Here is a 25,766-nt window from a genome sequence, read left to right as displayed (position 1 = left end):
TTACGAGGCGCTCTCGCTGCCGCCGCGCCGCGCTACGATTACCCGAGCGGCCGCGTACGCGAGGACGACGAATGCCGTCGAACCCAGCGTGTACGGCACTACCGATGTGACGTAGCCCACTACGCTCCCGAGCAGAGACCCCTCGTCGGCCTCGTTCGCCGCGGAAGCGTTCGCCGCCGTGGTGGTCGGCCCAGGTGTCTCCGTCGCCGTCATCGTTCGCGTGGGTGGTGACTGCGGCGTGGCCTCGGGCGTCGCTGTCGGTGGCCGTGTCGTGTTCGGCGTGCCCGGCTCGGGGGTGGCCGTCGGCTCCGGGGTCGCCCGGGCCTCGATCACGAGCGTGCCGGACAGTGACTGGTCGGTCCCGGCGAGGCGAACAGTGTAGGGGTACTCGCCCGGGGCGAGCGAGGGGTACGAACTGCCGAAGGCGACGACCCGGCTCCTGTCCGGTGTGACGGTGACTGTCCGGTTGCCCCAGAGTTTGCCGTCGATCCGAAGCCTGATGTCTGCGGTTCCGTCCGCGACCCCGGTGTTCTCTACCGTGGCGGTGAGCGCCGACAGCGACTGTCCTTCGGTGATGGCCACAGACGAGGCGGCGTCGGTCAGTTCGAGTTCCGCCGGGTCTTCGGGGTCGGCGGCGACGACGACGGGGCGACGGTCGACCAGCCGTTCGCGCAGGAACAGCTCTGCCTCGACCGGGTTCTCCGAGTCCAGCGCAGAGAAGTCGACCTGCGGGGTTCGGAACGTCTCGTCGCCACTGATCTCCACGTCGTCGATCTGAATCTTGGTCGGTGGCGGCCCATCCCGAGAGATGAGCTGGACCTCGACGTCCGTCCCGGGCGCGTACGTCGTCGTCCCGGTGAGCCGGTACTGTCCGTTCGTACCGACAATCAACTCGCCGTCACTGGTCAACTGGTTCTCGTCGTACTCGATGCGGGGCTCGACGACGGTGAACGTCGTCGTCGACTCCACGGTCGTCTCGTTACCGTCGAAATACGGGTACTGTTCGGTGCGGTCGGGGTCGGACGTCGAGCGGGCGCTAAACGCCCCCGGCAATCCGCTCCCGCCCGGGAAACGGTACTCCTCGTCGGCGGTCCCCTCGAACTCGAATGTCACTCTGAATTGGTCGCCGGGGGCCGACCGGGAACCGAACCACGTCCCTTTCGACGTGTCGATGACCATCGAGAACGACGCCTCGTCGTCGGTGAACTCGACGAGTAGGTCCTGGGCGTTCGCGCTGTCGAACGTGACCTGTTCGGGCTCTTCGTTCACACCGGGGTTGAGGTGCTCGATAGTGACGTTGACGCCCTCCGGGTGGTCGAGTAGCGTCTGAAGTTGGTCGAGCCCCCCGCCGTCGATGGTCGCGAGTGTCCCGCGGAACCCGACGGTCGAGAAGCCGTCGATCCGCACGCGGTCGCCGACGGCCACCCGACTCCGGTCGGTCGAGGGCGTGAACTCCCCGTCGACCGCACCGTTCGGTGCGACGCTCGTCCCAAGGTCGCCATCGAACGCAGTGTCGACCAGCTTCAGGTTCGACCGGTCGAGAGGTTCCTCCAGGTACGGTACGCCGTCGTCGCCGAGAACGAGCGTTTCGTTCGCCCCCGCCAGCAGCCGGTAGCGGGCGGGCTGAACTGGCCGTGGGAGCCGCGTGATGCCCACCTCCCGATTGAACCCCGCGAGCGTCTCGGCGACCTGTTGACCGTCCTCGTTCACGAACTCGAACCCGTCGAACTCGGTGGTGTCTTCCGGTGCGGCGTCGGCGCCGTACGTCTGTGCGTAGCTGACGACGTTCCCGGAGTAGGCCGACCGGTTGGTGCCCAACAGGCGCGTGTTGACGGTGACCGTCGTGCCACTCGGAACGTACAGCAGGTCGAGGAAGTTCCGGTTCGATGCGGACTCGACCGTCTTGTCCCCGCCGACGAGAAGGTAGCCGCTACAACTGGTCGTGATTTCGACCGTGTCGCCGGCAACTCCCTCGAACGTATCTGTCCCGAAACAGTCCTCCTGTGCCAGCGCGGCCGCCGTTGGCGTGACGCCACTGCTGCCGGCCGAGGTGCCAGCGACGGGTGCCCCCGCGGCGGGACCGGTGACCGCGAGCAGACACAGGCACAGGAACACACAGTAGACCGCCCAGCGTGCCAGCCGGCCGGCCGGGGGACTCGCGTTCTCTGGTGACAGTGGCGGTTGCATCGTCGGGTTCCTGGCGGTCCGGTCCGCCGTTTCCGGACGCTCGGACTGGCCACGGTATAAAACGTCCCGTCGGATTATCAGATTCGGTAACTATGCGAGGGCGAAGAGAACAATCGAGATGGTAATAACGGCGACGACGACGGCGGCCGCCAGCGTCGCGCCCATCGAGATCATCGCGTTGGCGTGTGAAGCCAGCGTCTCGGTCCGGTCGTTGCCGAAGACGGTGACCGCTGCCCGTTCGGAGGCCATGCCCGCCTCGACCGGTTCGACGTCATCGGTCGCGCCCGCCACGAGGTCTGTCACGAGGCTGATGAGGTCGTCGTCGTCGATGGCCGCACCGACCTGGTTGTCGGCCTCGACGGTATTGACGATGTGGGTGTCGGTCGTCATGACTTCGGCGTGGTCGACGCCCTCGATGGCGTCGACGAGCGTCCCACGCAGGCCCGGTTCCATGTTGTTACCGTCGATCAGCACGTAGGCGGTGCGGTGGTCACCGACTTCGAGGACGGCTACCCGAATCCCGAGCGGGCCGATGCCGTCTTCGGGGCCCCAGGGCGTTTCGTCCCAGGTGACGCCGAGTTTCGGCTGGCCCTGCTCCGCGTCGACGAGTCGTCTCCCGACTTTGCCTGCCCCGGAAATCATATCGAACGACCGCCGGCTCCCGGGGGTGACGTGGCCCAGGTCGCCGCCGTTCAGGCCGTTGTTGCTGTTGTGCGCGTCGATGAGCATCACGTCGTCCAGTCCGGCTGAGCGGGCCTCGGCAGACGCCGAGAGGCCGACCGCGTACTCCACGTCGTCGGCGAACGACGGAGCGTAGGTCGCGACTGCGAGTGCGTCGTCGCCGAAGGCCTGGCCGACGAGTTTCGCGTCCCCCTCGCCGGCCCGGACCGAAACGGTCGCCTCGTCCGTGAACTCGATCTCACCGGTCGCGGTGTCGGCCGCGTCCAGAATGGTGTCGACCTCACGCTCGGTCACGAGGTTGAAGTCGTGGCCGGCGGTCGCGTGGGGCGGAAACGCAAGCCCCTCGGCCCGGCGGGCGACCCGCTCGGGGAGGTTGCCACCGCCGATCTCACCCATCGGCCCCGGGTGGATCATCGGGAGGACGAAGCGGGCCTTCTCGGCACCGTTTTCGGTCCGGAAGACGAGGACGGTGACCGGGACCATAGCCTCCTCACCGATCTCCTCGAAGAAGTCCTCGAGTTCGCGGGTTCCCTCGGCGATGTGGCCAATAAACCCACGGACAAAATCCAGCACGGAGACGTCCAGACTGCGCCGCCACGGCGAGTCGATGGCCCAGAGAAAGAGTGCCACACCGCACGCGTAGACGAGACAGATGATCCCAAGCAACACGAAGTCCCGCGGGATGACCACTGTCAGTTCCGGCGGGGCTGCCTGGGGACGAGAGAGATAGGAGTTCAGTATCGGGCCGCCCACTTCCAGAAATCGGAGCGTCCCGCTGTAAATGAACAGCAAGACTGCGGCCGCGACGGTCTGGATGCTAGCCGGAATCGCCGCGACCAGCAGGGAGTGTCTCGAGACGGCGACGATCACGAACAGTCGGATCGCGAAAATCGACGCCAGCGCCAGCAGGAGCGCGTCGAAGACGAACTGCTGGCCCAGTGCGCCGACGACGGGCGCTGCGAGTAGCAGGTCCTGAACGGTCCCCGTGAGGAGCCCCATCACGCCTGCCATCATCAGTATCGCGACGGTCACGAGTTCGCAGGTCAGCGCCAGCAGCGACGCGCGGTTGTGCGTCAACTGCCCGCCTAGCCGGCCGTCAACGTACGGCGTGATGACGCTCGCTGCAATCGTCGGCAGGCCGATGAAGAAGATCCCTTCCCAGGCGTCGCCGAGGACGTACCGGCCGTCGAAGACGGCGACGCCAGTGACGGCCGCGATCACGAGGGCGAACGTCAGGGTCGAATGCCAATTGGGTACGCGGAAAATGAACCGCGAGAGACCGGCGAGATCACCCTGCGTCTGGGTCATTGTAATGCCCTCTTTCGTCGTTCGGTATAGTTCTTGATATATGACTGATCACCCGACGGACGGAGACGAGTGACCGCCGTGTCTCCCCACGCCCGGCGAGCACCGGTTGAGGTCGCGGGCGCGCGGACTACGCCTTTCCCGTGCACACGGAACCGAACCACGGGGTCCAACTTAAATGAAGGGTCGTGGGGCGGACACCGGGGTCCGGACGGGCGGTGTTCGTCGGGCGCTCACTCACAGATCGCGAGGAAGTTCTCGAAGACTGCCTCCCCCTCCTCGGTGTGTGACACCTCCGGGTGCCACTGGACGCCGTAGAGGTCGCGGTCGGCGTTGCTCATGGCCTCGACGCCACAGACGTCGCTTCTGGCGGTTCGGGTGAACCCGTCAGGGACCGTCTTGACCTCGTCGGCGTGGCTGGCCCACACCCGGGTTTCGGGTGCGAGCGACCCGAGCAGGGGGTCGCTGTCGTCGGTTATCTCGACGGTCACGTCGGCGTAGCCGCCGTAGTCACCGGCGTCGACCCGGCCGTCGAGTTCGGCCGCGATCGCCTGCATACCGAGACAGACACCCAGCACCGGGACGTCGAGTTCGAGGTACGCGGGACAGTTACCGATGTCCCCGATGTCCGGCCCGCCCGAGAGGACGAGGCCGTCGGCGTCGATCTCCGCGGGCGGCGTGGTGTTGTCGATGAGTTCGACGTCCACGCCCAGGTCGCGGAGCGCGCGGTGTTCCAAGTGGGTGAACTGGCCGTGGTTGTCGACCACGTCGATACGCGTCATTGTGAGAACACAGATTCAGCGAAGGGATAAGTCGCCCGGAACTCACTGCTCGCGGTCGAACCGCTCGGCGGCCGACTCGAATCCCAGTTCCGCCTGCTCGCGGGCGCGCCGTGACTCGGCCGCAGCGATGGCCTCGGCGTCCGGGTTCACGTCGTCGTCGATGCGCGCCCACGAGTCGTGGACCTTCGCGTGACACCACCGACAGAGGACGACGGTGACCTCGTGGCCGGGGTCGCCGTCCCCGGTCGCGGCGTCGTCGTACGAGAGGTGGTGTTCCTCCAGCAACGGCCGCTCGTCGGAGTGGGCCAGCCGTCGCGCTTCCAGTCCACACCGGACGCATTCCCGGGTGTGATCCCGACAGCGGAAGTGCCGGCAGTCGGCCCACTCCCACGGACCGGTCAGCCCCTCCTCGTCGAGGTCGCCGGCGACCGGACACTGGAAGTTCTCGGCGCCACGGGCGTCGGCGAAGGCCGGGTCGCTGTCGCCCTGTTCGACCGCGAAGCGACACTTCCCCGCGTCGGTGAGGTGGTCACACCGGTCGACGTGCGCGTAGGGGTCGTCGACCCCCACAGCGGTACCGGTCGGCGTCTTCTCCATACTACCTTTCTGGGCCCACGCTGGCTTCAATCGTCCGACCGTCACACCGGTCTGGATCGCGGACCGGCGAGCGTGTGACACACCGAAATCATCTCTGAATACGAAAATGCGGCGTCAGGACGCTCGAAGTACGCTGAGTACGACACGAAGAGGCAAAATTTCACAGCCCGGGAATTGAGGGACCGGTGAACCGTATCCAGGCTGAGGTTCGAGACATACGGACCAAGTTTTCGACAGGCATCGCGCCCTGCTGTGGGGGTCGATGGACCGGTTCGGTGTGACAGGCTCTGTCCAGCGGAAGTCGTCGCCGCGGTCGTCGTTGCGTTCCCGAGCCCACTCTTGATCACGCGCGAGGACCTGGTTACGCCGATCAGGGACCTCGAACGGACGGTCGCGGCCGGTGACCTCGACGTGACCGCCGCCCGGACCGACCAGCCCGACGAGGTCGGCTCGCTCACTAACGTTGCTGCCGACATGAGCGAGTACCTGACCACGGCCTCCCGGCGGGCCGACGCGCTGGCCCGACAGGAGTTCGACGCGCCCTCCCTGGACGAGGACGTCCCCGGTGAGTTCGGCGCGTCGCTGCCGACCACGGCCGAGGAACTCGAGGGCTACACGGCGGAGCTAGAGGAGACAACTGCCGAACCCCGGGTCCGCTCGGCCAACTTGGAGGAGGTGGCCGCTGTCTTCACCGAGGCGACCGAACGGGCCCGCGAGGGCGACCTAACCGTCACCGTCGGCATAGACGCCGCCGACGACAGCCATTCGGCCGTCGTCGACAACTACAACGACCTCCCGGGGACGCTGGCCGCTACTATCGGTGATGTGGCCACGTTCGCCACTGGGGGCGCGGACACGAGCGACGACCTCCAGTCCTCGGTGACCGAAACCGACCACGCCAGCGACGAGATCGCCACCGAAATGAACACGCTCTCGGCGACGGTCCAGCAGATCGCGGCCTCGGCCAACGAGGTCGCAGATACCGCCGAGGCGGCCGCCCGGCGCGGACGCTCCGGGCGTGAGGCCGCCGCCATCGCCGAGGAGACGAACCTGCTCGCGCTGAACACCTCCATCGAGGCCGCACGCGCCGGCCGGGACAGCGAGGGGTTCGCCGTCGTCGCGGACGAGGTGAAGGCCCTCGCCGACGAGATGTCCGCCCTCATCGCCGAGGTCCAGCGTGGCGCCGACGACATCGCCCCGGAAACGAACGAACAGGTGACCGAAGTATCGCGACTGTCGAGGGAACGCCGTCGAACTTCGAGGACATCGTCGCGGTCGTCGGCGAGTTACACACGAGCGTCGCGGAGATTTCGACGGTGACCGACGACCAGGCCGGGACCACGCAGGACGTCGTCGAGATGGTCGACGAGGTGGCCTCGATCAGCGAGGAGACCGCCGCCGAGGCGAGCGACCTGACCGACCTCCTGGCCCGGTTCCAGCTCCCGGACGCGTCCCTCCAGCCCGACGCGGCCACCGTCGGCGCGTCCCGGCCCGCCGACGACTGATCGCCTCAGGTCGGGGCGTGTGGCTCCTGCTCGTCGACAACCGGCCCACCGCCCACGTCCGAGAAGACGAACCGCGTCCCGGTGGACTCGTCCCGCTCGGCCGCCGTCTCCAGTTCGACGGTCCAGCCGTGGGATTCGGCCATTGTCTCGACGATGGAGAGGCCGAGCCCCGTCCCCTTCTCGATCGTGGTGTACCCGTACTCGAAGACGCTGTCTGCGTGTTCGTCGGGGATGCCGGGCCCGTCGTCTTCGATGTAAAACCCGCCGTCGGTCGCGCCGACTTCGACGGTCACGTCGGCGGGGCCGTGGTCGAGCGCGTTCCGGAAGAGGTTCTCGAGGATCGTCAGGAGTTTGCTCCGGTCTGCCTGGAGCGTGCGGTCCTCTGCGACGGTCAGGGTGGCGTCGCCCGTGTCGACGTTGGCCCAGGCGTCGCGGGCGGCGGCGGCCAGCGAGACCTGCTCCGTCGCCTCGACGGCTTTGCCCTCGCGGGCGATGGTGAGCACGTCCTCGATGATCGCTTCCATCCGTCCGTGCGTGTCGCTCGTCTTCCGCAGGCACGCCCGGGCCTCGTCGGTGTCGGCCGCGTCGAGACCGTCCGCGTCGACCATGTCGTCCAGCATCTCGACGTAGCCGTCGGCCACCTGAATCGGACTGCGGAGGTCGTGGGAGACGGTCGAGGCGACCTGGTCGAGGCGTTCGTTCTGTCGTTCGAGTTGCCAGCGGGAGCGTTCGAGCGCGGTCACGTCCCGGAGCAGGATCGACAGCCACTCGTCGTCGCCGCCACGCCGAGCGACCCGTGAGACGGTGATCGAGAAGTGACGGTCGCGACCGTCGGCCGGCAGCGTAATCCGGGTCGTCTCGCCGTCGTCTCCCGTTGGATCGACGGTCTCGGCGAGTGTGGGGCAGGCGGTCTCGAAGGGATCACCGACATGGCAGTCGATATCGGGCCAGACGCGGGTGCTGGCGTCGTTGTAGTCGACGATACGGCCGTCGTCGTCGAGGACGACGACGGGGTCCCGGAGGTTCTCGACGACGGCGTTGCGCGCGACCGGTTGGACGCTCAGCAGGTCGAACCGGAACAGCGCCAGCGTCGCGAACAGATTGAACGGGATCGTCGCGTACGCCGCGTGATTGAGTTCCGCGGCCGGGAACAGTCCGGCCTGACTCAGCGCGACGATCAGGGAGATCGAGAGCGACCCGGCGATGAGCAGGGCGAGCTGTCTCGTCGACCGTGCCGAGGTCGAGAGCAGGTAGACGAACAGCTCGTAGTAGGTGTAGAACGTGAGGGTGTAGACGAGCAGATAGATGACGCCGAGACCGGGTTCGACGTCGTAGGCATAGTAGGTGATCGGCTCGGTGACGAGTCGGAGATTCGAGACCCAGAGACCCGACGGCTCGAACAGTGCCAGCAGGACGTAGCCACCGAGGACCGTCGTGACGGTCGCCTTCGCCAGCCAGTGGCGGTGGAAGTTCGTCCCGGTGTACCGGCCGGCGAACACGGCGAACGAGACGTACGAACAGATCTGCAACAGGCCAGTCAGGGAGCCCAGTGGCCGCATGATCGCCGGTGGACTGAGCAACTGGACCGAGAACACGCCGGTCCCCACGCCACCGATAGCCAGCGTGATCACGAACCATTTTGCCCCGGCCCGCGCCCAGTGGCGTCGGTAGACCCAGTAGCCGAGGCCCGCGTGGAGCAGCGTGGCCACCGGCGGCAACACGTGGTACGCCAGCGCGACGGCTGGGAGGCTACTGGCCATACCCGACGTACCGACGGCGCCGGTTTCAACTATCCCCTCCAGTTCTCACAGGTTGAAACCCACCGCTGCCGGCTCAGGACTGGCCGGGACCGACTTCCGGCCGGCCGGCGTCGTGGTCGACGTCCACGTTCCCGAAGACGAACCGGGCGCCCTGCTGGGTGTCGGTGTCGTACTCGACGGTCCAGCCGTGGGACTCGGCCATGGTCTTGACGATGGAGAGACCGAGTCCGGTGCCCTCGTCGGTCGTGGTGTACCCGTACTCGAAGATGTCGTCGGCGTGTTCGTCGGGGATGCCGGGCCCGTCGTCTGCGACGGCGAAGCCGCCACCGATCACATCGACTTCGACGGTCACGTCGGCGGGGCCGTGGTCGAGTGCGTTCCGGAAGAGGTTCTCGAGGATCGAGAGGAACTTCGAGCGGTCGGCCTGCAGTTGGCAGTCGCCGTCGACGGTCAGGGTGGCGTCGCCCGTGTCGACGTTGGCCCAGGCGTCGCGGGCCGCGGTGGCCAGCGAGACGGAGCGGGTTTCTTCGACGGTTTTGCCCTCGCGGGCGATGGTGAGCACGTCCGCGATGATCGCCTCCATCCGGTCGTGGCTGGTCCGGATCTGGTCGAGATGTTGGTCGGCGGTATCGGCTTCTTCGGCGTCGAGGCCGTCCGGGGCGATCATGTCGTCGAGGATTTCGGTGTAGCCGTCGGCGACGTTGATGTGGTTGCGGAGGTCGTGGGAGACGGTCGAGGCGACCTGGTCGAGGCGTTCGTTCTGTCGTTCGAGTTGCCAGCGGGAGCGTTCGAGTGCGGTCACGTCCCGGAGCAGGACGGAGTACCAGTGCCGGTCGTCGCGGCCACGGCTGACCTGCGAGACGTTGACGGAGTAGTGCCGTTCCGCTTCCGCGAACTGGCGAGTGAACCGTCCCGACGTCTCCTCGCCGGCCTCGGGGAACGAGACCGCCTCGGACAGGTCCGGGCAGGCGACCCCGAGCGGGTCACCGACGTGGCCGTCGAGATCGGCCCAGAGCCGGATGCTGGCCTCGTTGTAGTCCACCACCCGTCTGTCCTCGTCAAGGACGACAACGGGGTCCCGGAGGTTCTCGACGACGGCGTTGCGCGCGACTGGCTGGACGTTCAGTAGGTCGAAGCGGAACAACGCCAGCGTCGCGAACATATTGAACAGGAGCGTCGCGTACGCGGCGTGATTGAGTTCTTCGGCGGGGAACAGTCCCGCCTGGCTCGCGGCGATGACGACGATGACCGAGAGGACTGCGGCGATGAGCAGTGCGAGTTGTCTGGTGGCGCGCGCCGAGGTCGAGAGCAGGTAGACGAACAGCCGGTAGACAGTGTAGCCACCGAGTGCGTACGTCAGGAGATAGATGACGCGCAGTCCCGCCCCGACCTCGTACGCGTAGTACGTAACCGGCTCCCGTATCAGTCGGACGTTCGCGGTGTAGAGGCCGGCCGGCCTCGTCAGCGACAGGGCGACGAACCCGCCGAGAACTGCTACCATCGTCACGCGGACGAGCCAGTGGCGATGGAAATCCGTCTCCGTGTACTGACCGGCAAATATCGGAAAGGCGAGATACGAACAGAACGCGAACAACGCGATGGGAAAGAACATCGCACGCTTGAACGCGGTCGGTGGGACGAACAGGTAGAGCCAGAAAAAAAACGTCGAGAGCCCACCGGTCGCGAGCGTGACCACGAACCACTTTGCACCCCGGCGGCCCCAGTGGTCCCGGTAGATCCAGTAGCCGACCCCGGCGTGGAGCAGGACCGCCACCGATGGCAGCGCGTAGTACGCCAGCGCCACGGCCGAGAGACTACTGGCCATACCAATCGTACTGGTCGCCGCATTTTGAACCCCCTCCTCCAGTTCTCAGTGGTTGAAACCACCCCCTGGCGAGCGGCGGCCGTGTGTCGACCCCCGCAGACGGGTGCGTGACGATCTCCGGTCGGGCACTCGGTCGTCGTGCGCACCAAAACGTTTTGTCGGCACCGGGCGAGCGGTGGATATGCGTGTCGTGCACGAGACGGCGGGTGAGCGGCGAGCGCTTGCGACGACCGTCGACCTCGCCGATTCGTTCGTCTCACAGACCATCGGGTTGATGGGGCAGTCCACGGTGTCCGACGACTACGCACTAGTTTTCGAGTTCGGTGACCCCGGCTTCTTCTACCGCCTTCGCGACACGGTGCCCCGGCGTGTAATCCACATGCTGTTCGTCCGGATGCCGCTCGACGTCCTCTGGCTCCGCGGCGACGAAGTGGTCAAGGTGGCGACGCTCTCGCCCTGGACAGGCATCGGTGTCGCCAAAGCCGACACCATCGTCGAACTCGCCGCCGGTAGCGCCGAGGGCGTCGCGGTCGGTGACCGCGTGGTCGTTGAGCGCGAGGCGTCGCCCGACGACGGGGAACCGACCGACGACGAGCAGTCGGCCGAAGACGAACCGGCCGCCGGCGCGACCGAGTGAGTCGCGCGGTCGGCCGCTGTGTCGAATCCAATAGATTAAAGCGCGAGCACGGGCCTACACTGGTGTACAATGTCGGACCAGACACCGACGGGGGATAGAGGAAGTCGCCGCAAGGCGGCTGGGCGCGAAATTCTTGGTTCTGCCTGATGGAAGTGGACAAACGGTGACACAACGTAGCTTCTTCGGGAGCCACCCACAGCTTCGGGACCCGAGCAACGTCGGAGACGTACAGTTTCTCGATACAACGCTTCGCGACGGCGAGCAGGCGCCGGGCGTGTCGCTGACGCCCGATGAAAAAGCGCGCATCGCCCGCGGGCTGGACCGAGCAGCGATCGACTTCATCGAGGCCGGCAGTGCCTGCACCGGGCCGGGCGAGCGCGAGACGATCAAGCGCGTGACCGGCCTCGACCTGGACGCGACAATCACGAGCTTCTGCCGTGGGATCAGAAACGACGTCGACCTCGCACTCGACTGTAACGTCGACGGCGTCACTATCGTGGTCCCGGGAAGCGACAAGCACATCGAGAAGAAGGTGGGGACGACTCACGAGGAGAACGTTCGGAACACTCGTGAGCTGGTGTCCTACGCCAAAGACCACGACCTCTGGGTCGAGGTCATCGCGGAGGACGGTTCCCGGGCGCGCGTCGAGTACCTCGAAGAACTGATGACGGCGTCGATGGACGCCGGTGCCGACCGGATCTGCTACGCCGACACGGTGGGCCACGCCACGCCCGACGACACGCTCGAACGGATCGGACCGATGACCGAACTCGGCCCGACGAGCACCCACACTCACGACGACCTCGGCCTTGCCGTGACGAACGCGATGGTGTCCGTCGCCGCAGGTGCCGACCTCGTCCACGGGACGATCAACGGTATCGGCGAGCGTGCCGGCAACGTCGCGCTCGAAGAGGTCGCCATCGCGCTGGACCACGGCTACGACGTCCAGCCGATGGACCTCACCGAGGTGCACACCCTCGCACAACTAATCTCCCGCTCGACCGGCGTGCCGTTGGCCCCGAACAAAGCCGTCGTCGGCGAGAACGCCTTCACCCACGAGTCGGGTATTCACACCGACGGAACGCTGAAAGACGACGCCATGTACGAGCCCTATCCGCCGGAGAAGGTGGGTCGGGAGCGTCGGCTCGTCCTCGGGAAACACGCCGGTCACGCCGGCGTCGAAGCCGCCCTCGAAGAACACGGTATCGACGCCGATGACGAGGAGATCGAGGCGGTCGTCGAACGCGTCAAGGCCATCGGCGACCGCGGCAAGCGCGTCACCGACGCCGACCTGCTCACGATCGCCGAAGAAGTCGTCGGTCAGGACCGGGACCGTCGCGTGAAGCTTCTAGAGATGACTGCCGCGAGTGGTTCGGGTACCCCGACCGCGAGCGTTCGAGTCGAAGTCGACGGCGAGGAACGCGTCGCGTCGGGCTACGGTGACGGCCCCGTCGACGCCGCCGTCTCCGCCGTCCAGCAGGCGCTCGGCCACGCCGCCGACGCCTCTCTCGATTCCTACCACGTCGACGCCATCACCGGCGGCACCGACGCCGTCGTGACAGTGGAAGTCGAGATGTCCCGCGGCGACACCGCCGTCACCGTCGCCGTCTCCGACGCCGACATCACCCGTGCGTCGGTAGAAGCGATGGTCGAGGCTATCGACCGCCTGCTCGAGAACGAACCCGAGCAGGTGCTCGCCGACGACTAACCACGAACGACGACGCGGCCGGTCCGCGCACTCTGTGTCTGTCCACCGATGGCAGGGTCACCGGCTCGTACGGGAACGTAGTCGCCTGGCTCACTCCCTCTAAAAGCTGAGTGATACACTGTCACGGGTAGCGCGAACGCAGTGGTTCGAGTTCGAGAGACGGTCCGCCAACCCGTGTTATTCCGGCGAGCGACGGTCGCGAGAGGACACGTCGGCGGCCCACTCACGCCCCCTCGTGACGGTGCGGTGGGCCTGCCGAACGGTCAGCGGAACCGGCTCGAGACGAACCCGGTCTCCATCAGGACCCACGGAGCCAGTCGACGAGACGCGTGAACAAACCCTTCTCATCCCGTTCTGTCGGGACATCGCCGCCTGCTTGTTTCTCCCGCTTGAGTTCGTTCAGCGCAGCCGTCTGGTCGTCGACGCTGGTCGTCGAGGTGTCGACGTTGTTGTTCTCGCCTTTGAGCTGTTTGAGCCCTTCCACCTCCGAATCGACCCCGCCCGGACTGACAGTCCGTTCTGCATCGATGTCCACGCTCTCGCTGGTGACCCCGTCCTCTTCCGGGGTGAACTCCAGTCGGCGATGGTCTTCCCGCTCGACCCCGCCCCAGTTGAGATCGACCTCGGACATCGCGTCGTCGATGTCCGACTCGACCTGTTCGGTCGTCACGGTCTCGTTCGCGTCGCCTCCACTGTCCTCCAATTTCGTGACCGAATTCTGTGCCTGTTCGACCCGGTGCGCGACGAGGGCGCTGCCCGCCACGGCGATGAGGATGGTAATCCCGATCGCATACAGTCCGACGACTGCGAGCGTGTTCCGTGTCCCGAACTCGAACCACTGGTCCGGGTACGCGAGGAGGAACGCAGTGGCAGCGACGACCGTCAACACGGCCCCGCCGTACCCTGCGACGGTGGGGGTTCGATTGGTCGGTAGCAGGACCACAATCGACAGTGCTACCGCGGGAACGGACAACATCGCGAGGAAGTAACCCGGCTGGGCCAGCGCGAAGTAGCCGCCGTCCCGAAGCCCGTAAACCGCCGTCCCCGCGAGAAACAGGAGGAGACCCAGGCCGGCGAAGGCACAGCCTCCAAAAAAGAGGCCGAACCCGAGATACACTTCCGTATCCGTGGTCGGCTCCCCGATATACTGTCTGTACCACTTGAACAAGACGTTTTTCCGCGGGGACCGTTCGGTCATTACAGGCTACTACAGATGCTGCCGTACTAAATGTTTGTTCGGCAGTAGAAACGACTGTATCGTCACGAACTGTCGTCCTCGTCGTCCGCGTCGACGTTCCGAAGCTTTTCCACGGGGTCGACGCCGCCCGTCTCGGAACTGCGAACCTCGGTGACGTTGCTTGGATCGAGTCTCCGCTTACCGTCCCCGTCGGCGGGTCGCTCACTCGGTTCGGCGTTGTCGTCATCGGAACCGTCGGCCCCGCGTAGCCACGACCGTATCCGACCGAGCAGACTCATCGATACTCACGGAACAACGTCGCTTTCACGTCGTCTTTCGTCCGGACGGTCGTCGTCTCACCGCCAGGCAGGTCGACCTCGTACGGTTCGTCGCCGGACGCTTCACGCCACTTCTCAGAGTGCGTTTCCAGCAGGTCGAAGAGCTCGTCCGCGTCGGTCTGCCCCGCTCCGGACGCATCACTCGCGGTCGATTCTTCGGTCTCCGCCGTGCTATCACCTGCGGGCGCCGACCCCGCCTCCGACTCGACCGGTGGGTCCAGGTCACTGGTCGCGTCGGCGAGGTCGAGCAGATACTCCATGGCATCCTCGGCCGCAACTGAAGCGTACGGTCCCGCATGTGCTGTCGCGAGCTCCTCGCGTAATTCGGCGAGACGCTCGGCCTGCTCCTCGCGTATACGTAACTCCGGCATGTCGCGGGCTTGTTTCTCGACCCACATAATCACACCACCCTCAGGAGGCCGTCTCGTCCCGCTCGCCCCCGTCGACGTCGTCGCTCGTGCCTTCGGCATCTGTGGCCTCTCGGTCGGCTAAGCCGGTCCCCGTACGGAACCGGTCGAGCGCGGCTGCCCACGATTCAGAGGCCCGACGCTCGGACGTGTGATCGATCGAAATACCTACGAAATGACACTTGTTACACGAGAGTGACCGTTTGTTTTCGAGCGTGTAGACGGCCATCTCGGCGTCACAGCGGGGGCATTGCATGGTAGCGGATGTGTGAAACGTTTGGAGAACTGTTTCAGCAGTGACCGGCCGGTCGTGGCAACCCGGTAGCTGCCGACTCTCTCAGTAGGTCTCGCCGGATTCGACCGGCGAGTACCTCAGCTCTCTTCGGCGGCCTCGGCCGCTTCCTGAGTCGGCTTGTCTGCGGTCCTGCCTCCGGCTTCTTCGGTGGCTCCGGCCGCGTCCTGCTCGGGTTCTTCCTCGTCGGACCGCGCCGCGACGAGCGCACCGCGTGCCACGCTGTACAGCGGTTCCGAAGCGTGTGTGACATCACTGATGCTGAAGGGGATTTCGGCGTCTTCGATGTGGTCGCGGAACAGGTCCTGAAAGCCGTCCGGACTCGCCGTCCCACCCGTGACAACGACGGGCACGTCGAGTCCTTCCTCGATGTCCTCTTCGTCGACCTCTTGTACGATACGCTCGACCACGTAATCGAGCAGGTTCTCGTAGTAGATGCTCAGCGCACCCTCGACACCGCCGACGTCGGTCTGGAAGTCGAGCTCGAAGTCCTCCTCTTTGATCGAGGTGACCTTGTCGACCGGCGTTCCCGTCGCCTGTGCGGCCTGCTCGTCGACCCAGTCGCCACCACGCGCGACGGAGAACTTCATCACCGGGACGGCGTAGTACGAGAGACAGACGTTGGTCATTCCTGCGCCGAAGGAGATACCCAGGCCGGTAAACGAGTTGTCCGCCAGTTCGGAGTAAATAACGGACATCCCCTCGTTGATGGGTTCGGCGTCGTACCCGATGTCGTCGATGAACGATTCGAGTGTCTTCTGGTGATACAGCGTCGAAAGGTCCGAATCGATCGGATCCGCTGGTGAGGAGAAGTACAACCGCTCCCCCGGGTAGTCCGGTTCACCGACGACCTGCTCGAGTATCAGCTTCATCATCGGAATGGCTGACTGTTCGTCGCTCGAGAGGATCCCGTGTTGCATCGGCCGCCGGGTCTCCTTGTTGAATATGTTCGCGAAGTTGAGAGCGTCGTCACCGACCACGTACACCTTCTCGTCTTTCCGAATGTGTAGGACGTCGCTCCGGGAAAGCATCTGCTCGGCCATGTCGGAGTACTCGATTTCCACGAAGGAGTTCCGCTGTTGAACGAAGACCGTCTCAGAGCCGTCCTGTCTAGCTGACAATATGTTCATCGTTCCCACGTCTAATCCTTTTGCCATATCTGAGTGTGCGAGGCCCAAGAGAATAAATCCCCCTGTTCCGCTCGGATTGATGTCGTATCAATTTGTCAATAAGCAACGAGTGAGAAGTTTCAGTACGGCACTCGTTTTCCGGGAACCGCTCGGAGACAGTCTCACCGGTGCCAACAGCAGTGATCGGAACGCCGGTCTCGCATCGCTCTACATCCGCGACAGCGGGTGTCGCGCGGGCCCGCCGTGGATTCCGTCGTCGGTACGGAACCCGTGACAGAGACTGACAGAGCGGCCAGGGCCGGTCGTCAGACCGAACGGCGTGACCGACCGGTCCGACTGGCGACACCGAGTTTCTGACCGTGAAACTCCAGGTTCGGTTTTATTACGTCGTACGAACCAGACAACGTATGAACCGAGAGCAGGCGTTCCTCATCGTCCTCCTGGTTGCGACCGGTGTGGCGAGTTTCACCGTTCTCCTCCCGTTTCTGCAGTTCGTGCTGGCTGCCCTCCTGCTCGGCTACGCGCTCCGACCGCTGCACTGTCGGCTCATGCCGTATCTCGGCGTGCGGCCGGCCGCTATCACCGCGATCGTTAGCGGTGCCGTCGCACTCCTCATCCCGCTCGCGTACGTCAGTTACGTCGTCTATCGGGACGCAAGACAGCTCGCGACCGGCGAAACCGGGCTGAACCTCCAGCGCATCGAGGCCGAAATCCAGGCCCTCTCCGGGTCGAACCTGGACCTCGCGGGCACGACCGGTGACATCGGTTCCTTCGTGGCCAACTTCGTCACGGGCAACGCTCCGCAGATCGTCTCCTACGTCACATACATCCTCCTCGGGGTCGCGCTCGTGTTGTTCCTGGTGTACTACGTACTCGTCGACGGGCCAGATTTCGTCCAGTGGGCGGTTCGAACTGCGCCACTCGACGACGCCGTTGCACACGAGATCGTCGCCAGGATGGACCGGATGACGTGGGGCGTCGTCGCGGGCCACATATTCGTGGGGACTGTACAGGGGCTTATCGGCGGCGCCGGCCTGTGGGCAGTCGGGATTCCGAACGCGACGTTCTGGGCGGTCGTCATGGCGATTACTGCCCTCCTCCCGGTAATTGGTGCCTTCCTCGTGTGGGGGCCGGCGGTCGGTTACCTGTATCTGCTCGGCGAACCCGGCCTCGCGGTGGCGCTGTTGCTCTGGGGACTGGTTCCCGTGAGCCTCGTCGACAACTACCTGCGCTCGATCGCGATCGACCAGTCGGCGGACGTCAACCCAGGCGTCGTCCTCGTCGGCGTCGTCGGCGGAATCTACACTTTCGGTGCCGTCGGCCTGTTCGTCGGGCCGCTCGTCATCGGCCTGTTCGCCGCGATGGTCCGTGCATTCGACGCTCACTACGATGCTCTCGCGATGAACACGCCACCACCCGAAGTCCCCGAGGACGGACGACTGGGCTGGCTGGAGACGAACCCCGCCGCGACACGGGAGAGCAACGGCGGGCACGCCGACCCGGGCAGCGAGGACTGAGGTGACGAGGCCGTCCTGCCCGGTTCGACCGTCGTCGCCAGTCACATCCGGGGTCCTCGTTCTGTGTGGCGACGACGAGCGTCGCGCGGGTGCCCGCGACGCCAACGACCCTCCCGATTACAGAATAGCGAGGCGAAAGCCCACCCCTTCAGGGGTGTGAATGAAGCCGACATGACATGGCATAAACCACAAGACATAGGCTGGTTGTAATCCCAACGTTTACACCAATCTATCACATAATATACTGTGTGAGCGACCGGCCACAGCGAACGAATACCTACACTGCTGGAGCGACCAGCAACAGGTATCGGCAGTGTTTGTTTGACTGGTTGGCCGCCCAACCACCCCTCTGGAATCAGATCACCTACCGACGCCGCCAAGAATACTTCAGCGACAATGGTGACGTATGGGACGCCGACCACACCGACCTCTACGACGAGTACGCGCCGATACTCGGGAAAGCAACGTGCCAGCAAATCGCTCGCAAGAACAGCGAAGCATGGCGGAGCCACTTCCAGTTGCTTGACCAGTACTACGACGACTCCGACCCGGCAGTGATCGAGAAACCCTCACCACCGGGCTACTGGGGCACTCGTGAAGAGGGCAACGAGTTGCACGGTCTCGTCCGCAACGACCTCTACACGTTCGATTGGGACGAAGACCGAAGTACACTCGAGTTTGGCGTCGGTGACGTACTCGAAGACCGCTACGATTTCGAGTACGGCGTGGAGATACGGCCGTCGGGAGGCCAGGCCGCGTCAGCCGACTGGCTCGTCGACTTCGATCGTCACTGGCTCCGGGTCGGTCGTCTCCGTGACCGAATCCGGCTGGTCACTCCCAGCTAACTCCTCGACCAGGAGTTCGACGTTGCGCTTGTTGGACTTCCAGATCGCACTGAAGACGGTCCCGACGAACGGCACGGCACCGCCGCCCGTGTCGATGGCGACGTTGACGAGCATTCGCGCCAGCGTCGCGTATGAAACGCCGAGATACGCGGACTCGACGACGATGTACAGCGAGAGGCCACCACTGACCACGTCGCCCACTACGGGCACCGCACTCAGCAGCGGGTCGAACCCGACCCGCAACTCCGTGCCAGGGACGCGGATACTCTCGTCCATCACGTAGGCCACGGCTTTGAGCCGATCGAGCGCCGCCTCGTCTACACCGTCCGGTGGGTCCCCGTCGAACGCCTCGTCGAGTCGCGCCTCTAACTCCCCGCTCATGTCCGATTGGTTCGGCTCCTCAGGTTATAACACCGACGCCGCTCGTGTTCGGGTATTGATACCATCGCTGGCAGTTCGACACGCCGGTCGTCGCCGTTGAAGTGGCTGGCGCGCGAAGGTCGGCCGTGACCGGAACCCGCGTCGCCGTCGCCGGAACTTTCGGGCCGCTCCACGACGGCCATCGGCGCCTCCTGCGGACGGCACTGAAACACGGGGACGAGGAGGTGACTGTCGGACTGACCAGCGACGCGTTCGCGCAGGCGTCGCGGACGCGCGAGGTGCCGCCCTTCGAGCGGCGACGAACCGCGCTGGAAACCGCTCTCACCGCCCTCGACGAGTGGGACCGCGACGTCGAAATCAGGCGGCTGGCCGACGAGCACGGAATCGTCAGCGACGAGCCGGGAATCGACGCCTTGGTCGTCTCGCCGGAGACGGCGCCGGAACTGGCGGCGATCAACGACGGACGGCGCGAGCGAGGATTCGAACCGATCGAGGGAATCGTTGCACCCTACGTTCACGCAGACGACGGCGAACGCATCTCCTCAACGCGGATCGTTCGGGGCGAGATCGACGAGCACGGACGTGTCCGTGCGTGATCAGGCCCCCCCGTCCTCGTCGGTGGGACGGACCGTCACGACCGGTGCCGGAGAGGTCCGGACGACGCGTTCGGCGACGCTACCGACCAGGACGCGCTGTATCCCCCGCCGCCCGTGGGTCCCCATCACGACTAGGTCGACTCCCTCGTCCTCGACGTACTCGACGATGGAACGGTGTGGGACGCCGACGAGAATCGTTTCCTCGGTGTCGGGAACAATCGCCTCCTCGGTCTCGTGTCCCTCCGCCCTAGCCATACTCACGACCTCGTCGATGTCGGCCTGTGCCTGTGTCCGCAACGTCGACTTCAGGTCGCCCAGACCGGTGTCGGTCGGTGTGGCCAGGGCCACGTCGTCGACGTCGACGACCGCGAGGACGTGAACTGCCGCGTCGTACCGCTCGGCCAACCCGATAGCGTGTTCGGCTGCCAGTAGCGCGCCCTCGCTCCCGTCGGTCGGAACCAGAATCGTGTCGTAATCGTGAGCTACCATGGATTCGGTTCGAGCTTTTCACCGCGGAACAAAAAAGACGGCCGCCGCCTCTCAGTCGCTGGAAGGACCGCTTCGTCCGGTCAGGTGCCCTCGACGTCGAACTCCTCGGGTGGGCGGCCGGCGGCGTCGAGTACCTCGTCGGAGACCAGGATCGGGCAGTCCACGCGAAGGCCGAGCGCGATGCCGTCGCTGGGGCGGGCGTCGAAGACCAACTCCTTGCGCTCGCCGCCGTGGTACTGCTCCGTGTCGATTTTCGCGTAGAAGGTGCCGTCGGCGAGGTCGTCGATGCGTACCTTGTCGATAGCGCCGCCGAACTCTGCGACCATCTCTACGAACAGGTCGTGTGTGAGTGGTCGGTCGAACGGCTCGCCCTCGATGGCGAGTTGCATCGACTGGGCCTGGTCGCTACTGACGAAAATCGGTAGGAGTTCGTTCCGCGCACGCAGGACAACGACGGGCGTGCCCGAGCCTTCGTCGCCGACGCCGACACCGACGCCTTCGACGGTGGCTTCGTTCATACCCACAGTACGGTCGGTGGGTATGAAAAGATATCCCGAGCCGGCGGTGTGGCGCGCGAGGAGTTCGGCGTTGGCATCGACGTGCAGGCGACGGACCACCGAGCGCGATATCGCGCGCCGCGCAGGCGAGTCTTTTTATACGCCTCGGCAGTGGATGGGGCCATGCAATCGATCGGAGCCGGAACGGTCGCGGTCTCGTTCGAGGGCCACCGGGCGGACGTACTGCTGGACCGCCCAGAGAAGCGAAACGCACTGAACCTGGCGGTCATCGACGACCTCCGGGCGGCCGTCGAGACCGTCGACGACCGCGACGACGTGCGCGCGATGACGCTGCTCGGGAACGGCTCGGTCTTCTCGGCCGGGATGGACCTGGAACTGATGGCTGAGGCCGACGTGGACGGTCATCAGGCGATTTACGACGGTCTGCGCGGCCTGTTCGACGGCATCGCAGCCCTGCCGATTCCGACTGTCGTCGGCGTCGAGCAGGCCGCCATCGCCGGAGCCTTCGAGCTGACGCTGTCCTTTGACTTCCGAATCCTCGGTGCGGACGCCGCATACGGCCTCAAGGAGACGAAACTGGGCATCTTCCCGTTCGGCGGCGGCACGCAGCGTCTCCCCAGGCTGATCGGCCTGGCGAAAGCAAAAGAACTGGTGATGAAGTCCGACCAGATCGACCCCGAGGAGGCTGAACGGCTCGGCCTCGTCAACGAGGTGGTCGAACCGGGGACCGTCGACGAGGAGACCCGTGCGTACGCCGACGAACTCGCGACCCGCGCACCGATGGGGATGACCCGCGCCAAGGAGTGTCTGCACAGCGCCTTCGACGTGACACTGGACGACGGCCTGGACATGGAGTACGACCACTCCCGGGAACTGTGGGGTAGCGACGACCGCCGCGAGGGGTTCGCGGCGATGCTAGAGGACCGGGACCCGGAGTTCCGCGGGGAGTGAGCTAGAGGTCCTCTGGCGTCAGCCGCGCCAGTCGCATCGCGTTGCCGGTGATGGCGCTGGTCATGCCGACGTCACCGATCAGGACGGCGTGGATGACACCGACGAAGCCGAACGGAATCCCGAGCGCGAGGAGGGCCTTCACGCCCAGCGAGCCCCAGATGTTCTGGCGAATAACACCGTTGGCTCGCGCTGCGAGCTTCGAGAGGTACGGCAGTCGCGAGAGGTCGTCGCCCAACAGCGCCACGTCGGCGGTCTCGATGGCCGTATCCGAGCCGGCCGCACCCATAGCGACGCCTACGTCGGCGGTCGCCAGCGCAGGCGCGTCGTTGATGCCGTCGCCGACCATCGCGACCTCGCCGTAGTCGGTCTGCAGTGATTCGACTGCCGTTACCTTGTCCTCGGGGAGCAGGCCGGCCCGGAACTCGTCGACGCCGACCTGCTCGGCGACGGCGCGGGCGGTCCCCTTGTTGTCGCCGGTGAGCATCACCGTCGTCAACCCCTGCTCGCGCAGCGCCTCGACGGTGCGAGTGGCGTTCGGTCGGACCGTGTCCGAGACGGCGATCAGCCCCTCGACTTCCTCGTCCGTTCCGACGAGGCTCACGGTCTTGCCTTCGCCCTGGAGCCGTGGGATGGTGTCCTCGACGAGGTCGAGACAGTCCGCGCGCTCACACCGGTCACGAGCGTCCCCGGGCAACTCGCCCGCGTCGGTCGTGAGGTGGACGTGTCCCAGGTCGAAACCCAGACTCTCGAAGAGGCCGGGCTTACCGGCGTAGTGTGTCGATCCACCGAGGTCTGCCCGGACGCCCTGTCCAGTCAGGCTCTCGAAAGCCTCAATTTCGCGGTCGCCGTTCGTGACACCCGCTGTGCTCGCGTGACCGACGATCGCCGTCGCGATGGGGTGTTCGCTCCGGCTTTCCAGCCCGCGGGCACAGCGCAGGACATCGGCCTCGTCGTTCCCCCCGAGTGGAACGATATCCGTAACACCGAGGTCGCCGGTCGTCAGTGTCCCCGTCTTGTCCAGGGCGACAGCGTCGACCTCCCCCATCGCTTCGAGGTGATCGCCGCCCTTGACGAGAACACCGTTGCGGGCCGCGCTCGTCACCCCAGAGACCACCGTGACCGGCGTCGAGATGACGAACGCACAGGGACAGGCGATTACGAGGAACGTGATGCCGTTGACGAGCCACTCGACGGCGGGCCACCCGAAGACGAGCGCCGGAACGGTCGCGGTAAGAATCGCGGCTGTGACCACGATAGGCGTGTAGTAACTGGCGAAGCGGTCGACGAACTGCTCGCGGTCGGTTTTCCGCTCCTGTGCACCCTCGACGAGGTCGATCACCCGCGAGAGTGTGGTGTCGTCGGCACTCGCGGTTACCTCGAATTCGAGGTAGCCGCTTTCGTTGATCGACCCGGCGTACACCTCGTCGCCGACGCCGGTGTCCACGGGGACGCTCTCGCCCGTGATCGGAGCCTCGTTGACCGCGCTCTCGCCCTCGATAACCTCGCCGTCCAGGGGCACCCTCTCTCCTGGCTCGACGACGACGGTCTCGCCCACCGTGACCGTACTCGCTGGCACCTCCGTCGGTTCGCCGTCACGTCGCACAAGTGCGCGCTCGGGTGCGAGTTCCAGCAACTCGGCCAGGGAGTTTCTGGCCCGACCGACGGCGTGACGCTCCAGCAACTCGGCGACGTTGAACAGCACTGCGAGCGAGGCCGCCTCGATCAGCAACCGTTCGGGCGTCGCCAGCGACACCGCGGTCGCGCCGACTATCGCGACGGTCATCAGGAAATCGATGTCGAGACGCAGGTTTCGTGCCGAGTAGTAGCCGTTTCGAGCGATCACTTCACCGCCGATCACGACGGCCACCAGCAGGAGTACGTCGGGGGCCAGCAGCGACTGACCGAAGAGCCGGGCGACCGGCACGTCAACTCCCAGCGGCAGGAACCGCATGGCGAGGCCCACCAACAGCAGCGCGCCGCCGGTTGCGGTCTTTTTCGCCCGCACGGTCTGCCAGACCGGGTCCGCTGCGGCCGGCCCCGCTCGCGTCGTGCCGGCTTTGGACACGCCGGTCACCTCGTAGCCGGTACCCGCTACCGCCTCGACAGCCGCCTCGCGAGTGTCTGCAGACGCCGCCATCAGCGTGACCACGCCTGTCGCCGGGCTACACTCCACACCGGTTACGCCGTCGACGCCGTTGAGTGCGCTTTCGACCGTTCCGGCACACGACGGACAGTCCATCTCCGGCACCTCCAGACGGAGCCGAGTCCCATCGCCCGGCCCCCCGTCGCCGTTCGCGGTGTCTTCGCTCACTACCAGACCGTAGTCCGGCAGTGCTTATTAATCGCGCTGTTATCAGCCGGCCACCTGCTGCCTTTTCTTAATATCTGGTCTGCATTTTGTTAATAATATTTGTATGCCGAGCGTGGTGAACAGCGGGGTGTTTTTTACTCCCAAACACCAACACTGTGTATGGATAAACTGGGTTTCGGCGACGAGGACGGAGTCAGTCGCAAGCAGGCGGCGCTCTGGGTGTTGCCCTTCCTCTCGCTCGGGATTGCGGACGTCGTCCTCATCCTCGGGTGGGGCCTCGACGGACTCTGGGGCTTCATGATTCTGCCGCCGATTCTGTTCATCTGTGTCCTCGCGTACATCGCTTTCCGGACCGGGTTCGCGGCCGACCGCACTGGTGACGTGAAAGGCGGGGCCGACCGACCGAAGTGAGCGCGTCTCGAAGCGACTCCGAGCTATCAGCGCGCCCGTGGCACCATCTCCACGGGGTCGGTCGGCGAGGCCGTCACGCCCGAGGTTAGCTCCAGCGGGCCCCCGTCGCCGACCAGTTCCAGTCGAAAACTCCTGGCCAGCGTCGCGAGAATGAGCTGGGCTTCGAGCTTTGCGAAGCGCATCCCGATACAGCGACGCGGCCCGCCGCCGAACGGGAAGTACGCGTAGTCCGGGCGGTCGCTCTCACCCGCCCACCGCTCCGGTCGGAACTCCATGGGGTCGTCGTACCACCGCGGGTCCCGGTGGACGACCCACTGCGGCATCGTGAGAATCGACCCCTGGTCGACGGTCCGACCGCGCAACTGGACGTCCTCGCTGGCCTCGCGGACGACCCGGTGGACTGGCGGATAGTACCGCATCGCCTCCTGTACGACCTGCTCGGTGACAGACAGGTTCCCGAGATCCGCCATCGTCGGCACCGCAGTCCCCAACACATCGTCGACTTCCGCGTGTAACTGCTCCCGTGCGCCCGGATTCTCTGCCAGCAGGTACCAGGTGTAGGTCAGCGCCAGCGAGGTCGTTTCGTGGCCCGCGAGCAGGAATGTCACGAGCTGGTCCCGAAGCGTCGCCCGGTCGATCTCCCCGTCCTCGTGTGCGACAAGAAGCGTCGAGAGGAGGTCGTCTCGACCTGCGGCGTCGCCTCGCCGGCGCTCTATCAGATCCTCGATCACCCCGTCGATGGCGTCGACGCCACGCTGGGCCCGCCGGTCCCACGGCGTCGGCAACCACTCCGGAAGTAGGGCCGTCGCCGCCGGTGCCTCGGCCTGTGCGCCGATGTCCCCCATCGCGTCGGCGATGGTCTCGATGTGGTTGCTGATGTCGGTCCCGAACAGCGACCGCGCGAGGACCTGGACGGTGATCCGACGCATCTCCTCGTCGACTGCGACCCGCCGGCCGTCCCACCACCGCGTACTCGCCTGCTGTGCGCAGTCGGTCATGATCTCGACGTACGAGTGGATCTTCTCCGGCCCGAACGTTGGTTGGATGCGCTGGCGCTGCTCGCGCCACCGCTCGCCTTCGCTCGTCAGCAGCCCCTCGCCGAGAACGTCGCTCAACTGCTCGCGCTGAAAGGCTCCTTTCTCGAACCTGCGATGTTCCGTCGAGAGAATCCGCTCGACGTCCTCGGGATGCGTTACGAGATAGAACGTCAGCCCGCCGACCTCGTGGGGCACCACGTCCCCGAAATCCGCACACCGCTCGTAGAACCCGAATGGGTCCCGAGCGAACTGGAAGGTGTTGCCGACGACTGGCCACCCGTCCGGCCCCTTCGGCCGACCCGTATCTGTCTCTGCCATGCTTTTATCTACGTTTGCCCCCGTTTGATTACACCGCCTTCTTTCGCGGGCTTTTGAAAAG

The 25,766-nt window shown here is 65.5% G+C and carries 24 protein-coding genes and 1 pseudogene; 9 read left to right on the top strand and 16 right to left on the bottom strand.

What is annotated here, in order from left to right; translation table 11 throughout:
• The 4 genes from Q0964_RS04925 to Q0964_RS04910 all read right to left on the bottom strand — a co-directional run bounded on the left by Q0964_RS04925 (position 1) and on the right by Q0964_RS04910 (position 5,552).
• Complete coding sequence (locus tag Q0964_RS04925) at positions 1–2,187, bottom strand: hypothetical protein (protein ID WP_299264171.1); 2,187 nt, start codon at positions 2,185–2,187, stop codon at positions 1–3.
• Positions 2,188–2,277: 90 nt separating this feature from the next.
• A complete protein-coding gene (locus Q0964_RS04920) occupies positions 2,278–4,176 on the bottom strand; it encodes a DUF2070 family protein (RefSeq protein ID WP_299264169.1) in 1,899 nt (632 codons plus the stop codon).
• Between the two features lie 230 nt (positions 4,177–4,406).
• Positions 4,407–4,955 carry a GMP synthase subunit A gene (locus tag Q0964_RS04915; protein ID WP_299264167.1) on the bottom strand — a complete coding sequence of 183 codons (549 nt, stop codon included), beginning with the start codon at positions 4,953–4,955 and terminating at the stop codon, positions 4,407–4,409.
• A 42-nt stretch (positions 4,956–4,997) separates the two neighbouring features.
• Positions 4,998–5,552, bottom strand: coding sequence for a DUF7097 family protein (locus Q0964_RS04910; protein WP_299264164.1), 555 nt, complete (start codon positions 5,550–5,552; stop codon positions 4,998–5,000).
• A 252-nt stretch (positions 5,553–5,804) separates the two neighbouring features.
• On the opposite strand from Q0964_RS04910, the gene Q0964_RS04905 reads away from it, so the two are divergent.
• Positions 5,805–6,872, top strand: coding sequence for a methyl-accepting chemotaxis protein (locus Q0964_RS04905; RefSeq protein WP_299264161.1), 1,068 nt, complete (start codon positions 5,805–5,807; stop codon positions 6,870–6,872).
• Positions 6,869–7,057 (top strand): hypothetical protein, encoded by a 189-nt coding sequence (locus Q0964_RS04900; protein ID WP_299264158.1) that lies wholly within the window; start codon positions 6,869–6,871, stop codon positions 7,055–7,057. Before Q0964_RS04905 ends, Q0964_RS04900 begins: the two co-directional genes overlap by 4 nt.
• 5 nt (positions 7,058–7,062) lie before the next feature.
• On the opposite strand, the gene Q0964_RS04895 is transcribed toward Q0964_RS04900, so the two are convergent.
• Positions 7,063–8,817: an ATP-binding protein gene (locus Q0964_RS04895; RefSeq protein WP_299264155.1), complete on the bottom strand. Its 1,755-nt coding sequence runs from the start codon at positions 8,815–8,817 to the stop codon at positions 7,063–7,065.
• A gap of 73 nt (positions 8,818–8,890) precedes the next feature.
• Positions 8,891–10,642, bottom strand: a complete 1,752-nt coding sequence (locus Q0964_RS04890) for a sensor histidine kinase (RefSeq protein WP_299264152.1) — start codon at positions 10,640–10,642, stop codon at positions 8,891–8,893.
• Between the two features lie 181 nt (positions 10,643–10,823).
• On the opposite strand from Q0964_RS04890, the gene Q0964_RS04885 reads away from it, so the two are divergent.
• Positions 10,824–11,279 (top strand): DUF192 domain-containing protein, encoded by a 456-nt coding sequence (locus Q0964_RS04885; RefSeq protein ID WP_349254432.1) that lies wholly within the window; start codon positions 10,824–10,826, stop codon positions 11,277–11,279.
• A 163-nt stretch (positions 11,280–11,442) separates the two neighbouring features.
• A complete protein-coding gene (locus Q0964_RS04880) occupies positions 11,443–12,987 on the top strand; it encodes a (R)-citramalate synthase (protein WP_299264149.1) in 1,545 nt (514 codons plus the stop codon).
• Positions 12,988–13,285: 298 nt separating this feature from the next.
• Here the strand turns inward: Q0964_RS04880 and Q0964_RS04875 are convergent, their stop codons facing one another.
• From Q0964_RS04875 to Q0964_RS04855, 5 genes are all read right to left on the bottom strand, one after another.
• Entirely contained in the window at positions 13,286–14,185 is a 900-nt protein-coding gene (locus Q0964_RS04875) for a cell division protein CdpA domain-containing protein (protein WP_299264148.1), read from the bottom strand.
• A 62-nt stretch (positions 14,186–14,247) separates the two neighbouring features.
• Positions 14,248–14,463 (bottom strand): hypothetical protein, encoded by a 216-nt coding sequence (locus Q0964_RS04870; protein ID WP_299264145.1) that lies wholly within the window; start codon positions 14,461–14,463, stop codon positions 14,248–14,250.
• Positions 14,460–14,873, bottom strand: coding sequence for a hypothetical protein (locus Q0964_RS04865; RefSeq protein WP_299264143.1), 414 nt, complete (start codon positions 14,871–14,873; stop codon positions 14,460–14,462). The genes Q0964_RS04870 and Q0964_RS04865 overlap by 4 nt, the downstream gene beginning before the upstream one ends.
• Before the next feature lie 40 nt (positions 14,874–14,913).
• Entirely contained in the window at positions 14,914–15,165 is a 252-nt protein-coding gene (locus Q0964_RS04860; protein ID WP_299264140.1) for a hypothetical protein, read from the bottom strand.
• 116 nt (positions 15,166–15,281) lie between these two features.
• Positions 15,282–16,358 (bottom strand): disk-shape morphogenesis protein volactin, encoded by a 1,077-nt coding sequence (locus Q0964_RS04855; protein WP_299264137.1) that lies wholly within the window; start codon positions 16,356–16,358, stop codon positions 15,282–15,284.
• A 380-nt stretch (positions 16,359–16,738) separates the two neighbouring features.
• On the opposite strand from Q0964_RS04855, the gene Q0964_RS04850 reads away from it, so the two are divergent.
• Together Q0964_RS04850 and Q0964_RS04845 are read left to right on the top strand one after the other, a co-directional pair.
• A complete protein-coding gene (locus tag Q0964_RS04850) occupies positions 16,739–17,848 on the top strand; it encodes an AI-2E family transporter (protein WP_299264134.1) in 1,110 nt (369 codons plus the stop codon).
• Positions 17,849–18,096: 248 nt separating this feature from the next.
• A pseudogene (locus Q0964_RS04845) lies at positions 18,097–18,582 on the top strand (RNA-guided endonuclease TnpB family protein); the annotation flags it as partial.
• A 24-nt stretch (positions 18,583–18,606) separates the two neighbouring features.
• On the opposite strand, the gene Q0964_RS04840 reads toward Q0964_RS04845, so the two are convergent.
• Complete coding sequence (locus Q0964_RS04840; protein ID WP_299264128.1) at positions 18,607–19,074, bottom strand: DUF4112 domain-containing protein; 468 nt, start codon at positions 19,072–19,074, stop codon at positions 18,607–18,609.
• A gap of 125 nt (positions 19,075–19,199) precedes the next feature.
• Between Q0964_RS04840 and Q0964_RS04835 the strand changes: the two genes are divergently transcribed.
• Positions 19,200–19,670, top strand: coding sequence for a phosphopantetheine adenylyltransferase (locus tag Q0964_RS04835; RefSeq protein ID WP_299264126.1), 471 nt, complete (start codon positions 19,200–19,202; stop codon positions 19,668–19,670).
• Here Q0964_RS04835 and Q0964_RS04830 read toward each other — a convergent pair whose 3' ends face one another.
• Both Q0964_RS04830 and Q0964_RS04825 read right to left on the bottom strand, forming a co-directional pair.
• Positions 19,671–20,159 (bottom strand): universal stress protein, encoded by a 489-nt coding sequence (locus tag Q0964_RS04830; RefSeq protein WP_299264123.1) that lies wholly within the window; start codon positions 20,157–20,159, stop codon positions 19,671–19,673.
• Between the two features lie 80 nt (positions 20,160–20,239).
• Positions 20,240–20,677, bottom strand: a complete 438-nt coding sequence (locus tag Q0964_RS04825; RefSeq protein ID WP_299264120.1) for a bifunctional nuclease family protein — start codon at positions 20,675–20,677, stop codon at positions 20,240–20,242.
• Positions 20,678–20,839: 162 nt separating this feature from the next.
• Here Q0964_RS04825 and Q0964_RS04820 point away from each other — a divergent pair, with 162 nt between their 5' ends.
• Positions 20,840–21,628, top strand: a complete 789-nt coding sequence (locus Q0964_RS04820) for an enoyl-CoA hydratase/isomerase family protein (protein WP_299264117.1) — start codon at positions 20,840–20,842, stop codon at positions 21,626–21,628.
• A gap of 1 nt (position 21,629) precedes the next feature.
• Here the strand turns inward: Q0964_RS04820 and Q0964_RS04815 are convergent, their stop codons facing one another.
• Positions 21,630–23,939 carry a heavy metal translocating P-type ATPase gene (locus tag Q0964_RS04815; protein WP_299264115.1) on the bottom strand — a complete coding sequence of 770 codons (2,310 nt, stop codon included), beginning with the start codon at positions 23,937–23,939 and terminating at the stop codon, positions 21,630–21,632.
• 159 nt (positions 23,940–24,098) lie between these two features.
• Between Q0964_RS04815 and Q0964_RS04810 the strand changes: the two genes are divergently transcribed.
• Complete coding sequence (locus Q0964_RS04810; RefSeq protein ID WP_299264112.1) at positions 24,099–24,350, top strand: DUF8142 family protein; 252 nt, start codon at positions 24,099–24,101, stop codon at positions 24,348–24,350.
• Between the two features lie 26 nt (positions 24,351–24,376).
• Here the strand turns inward: Q0964_RS04810 and Q0964_RS04805 are convergent, their stop codons facing one another.
• Complete coding sequence (locus Q0964_RS04805) at positions 24,377–25,705, bottom strand: cytochrome P450 (RefSeq protein ID WP_299264110.1); 1,329 nt, start codon at positions 25,703–25,705, stop codon at positions 24,377–24,379.
• Positions 25,706–25,766 lie beyond the last annotated feature (61 nt).

This window comes from Halorientalis sp. (genome assembly GCF_028275115.1).
In the GTDB taxonomy this organism is placed as follows: domain Archaea; phylum Halobacteriota; class Halobacteria; order Halobacteriales; family Haloarculaceae; genus Halorientalis.
Note: the sequence above shows the minus strand (reverse complement) of the source record. Positions and strands in the feature narration are given on the sequence as shown.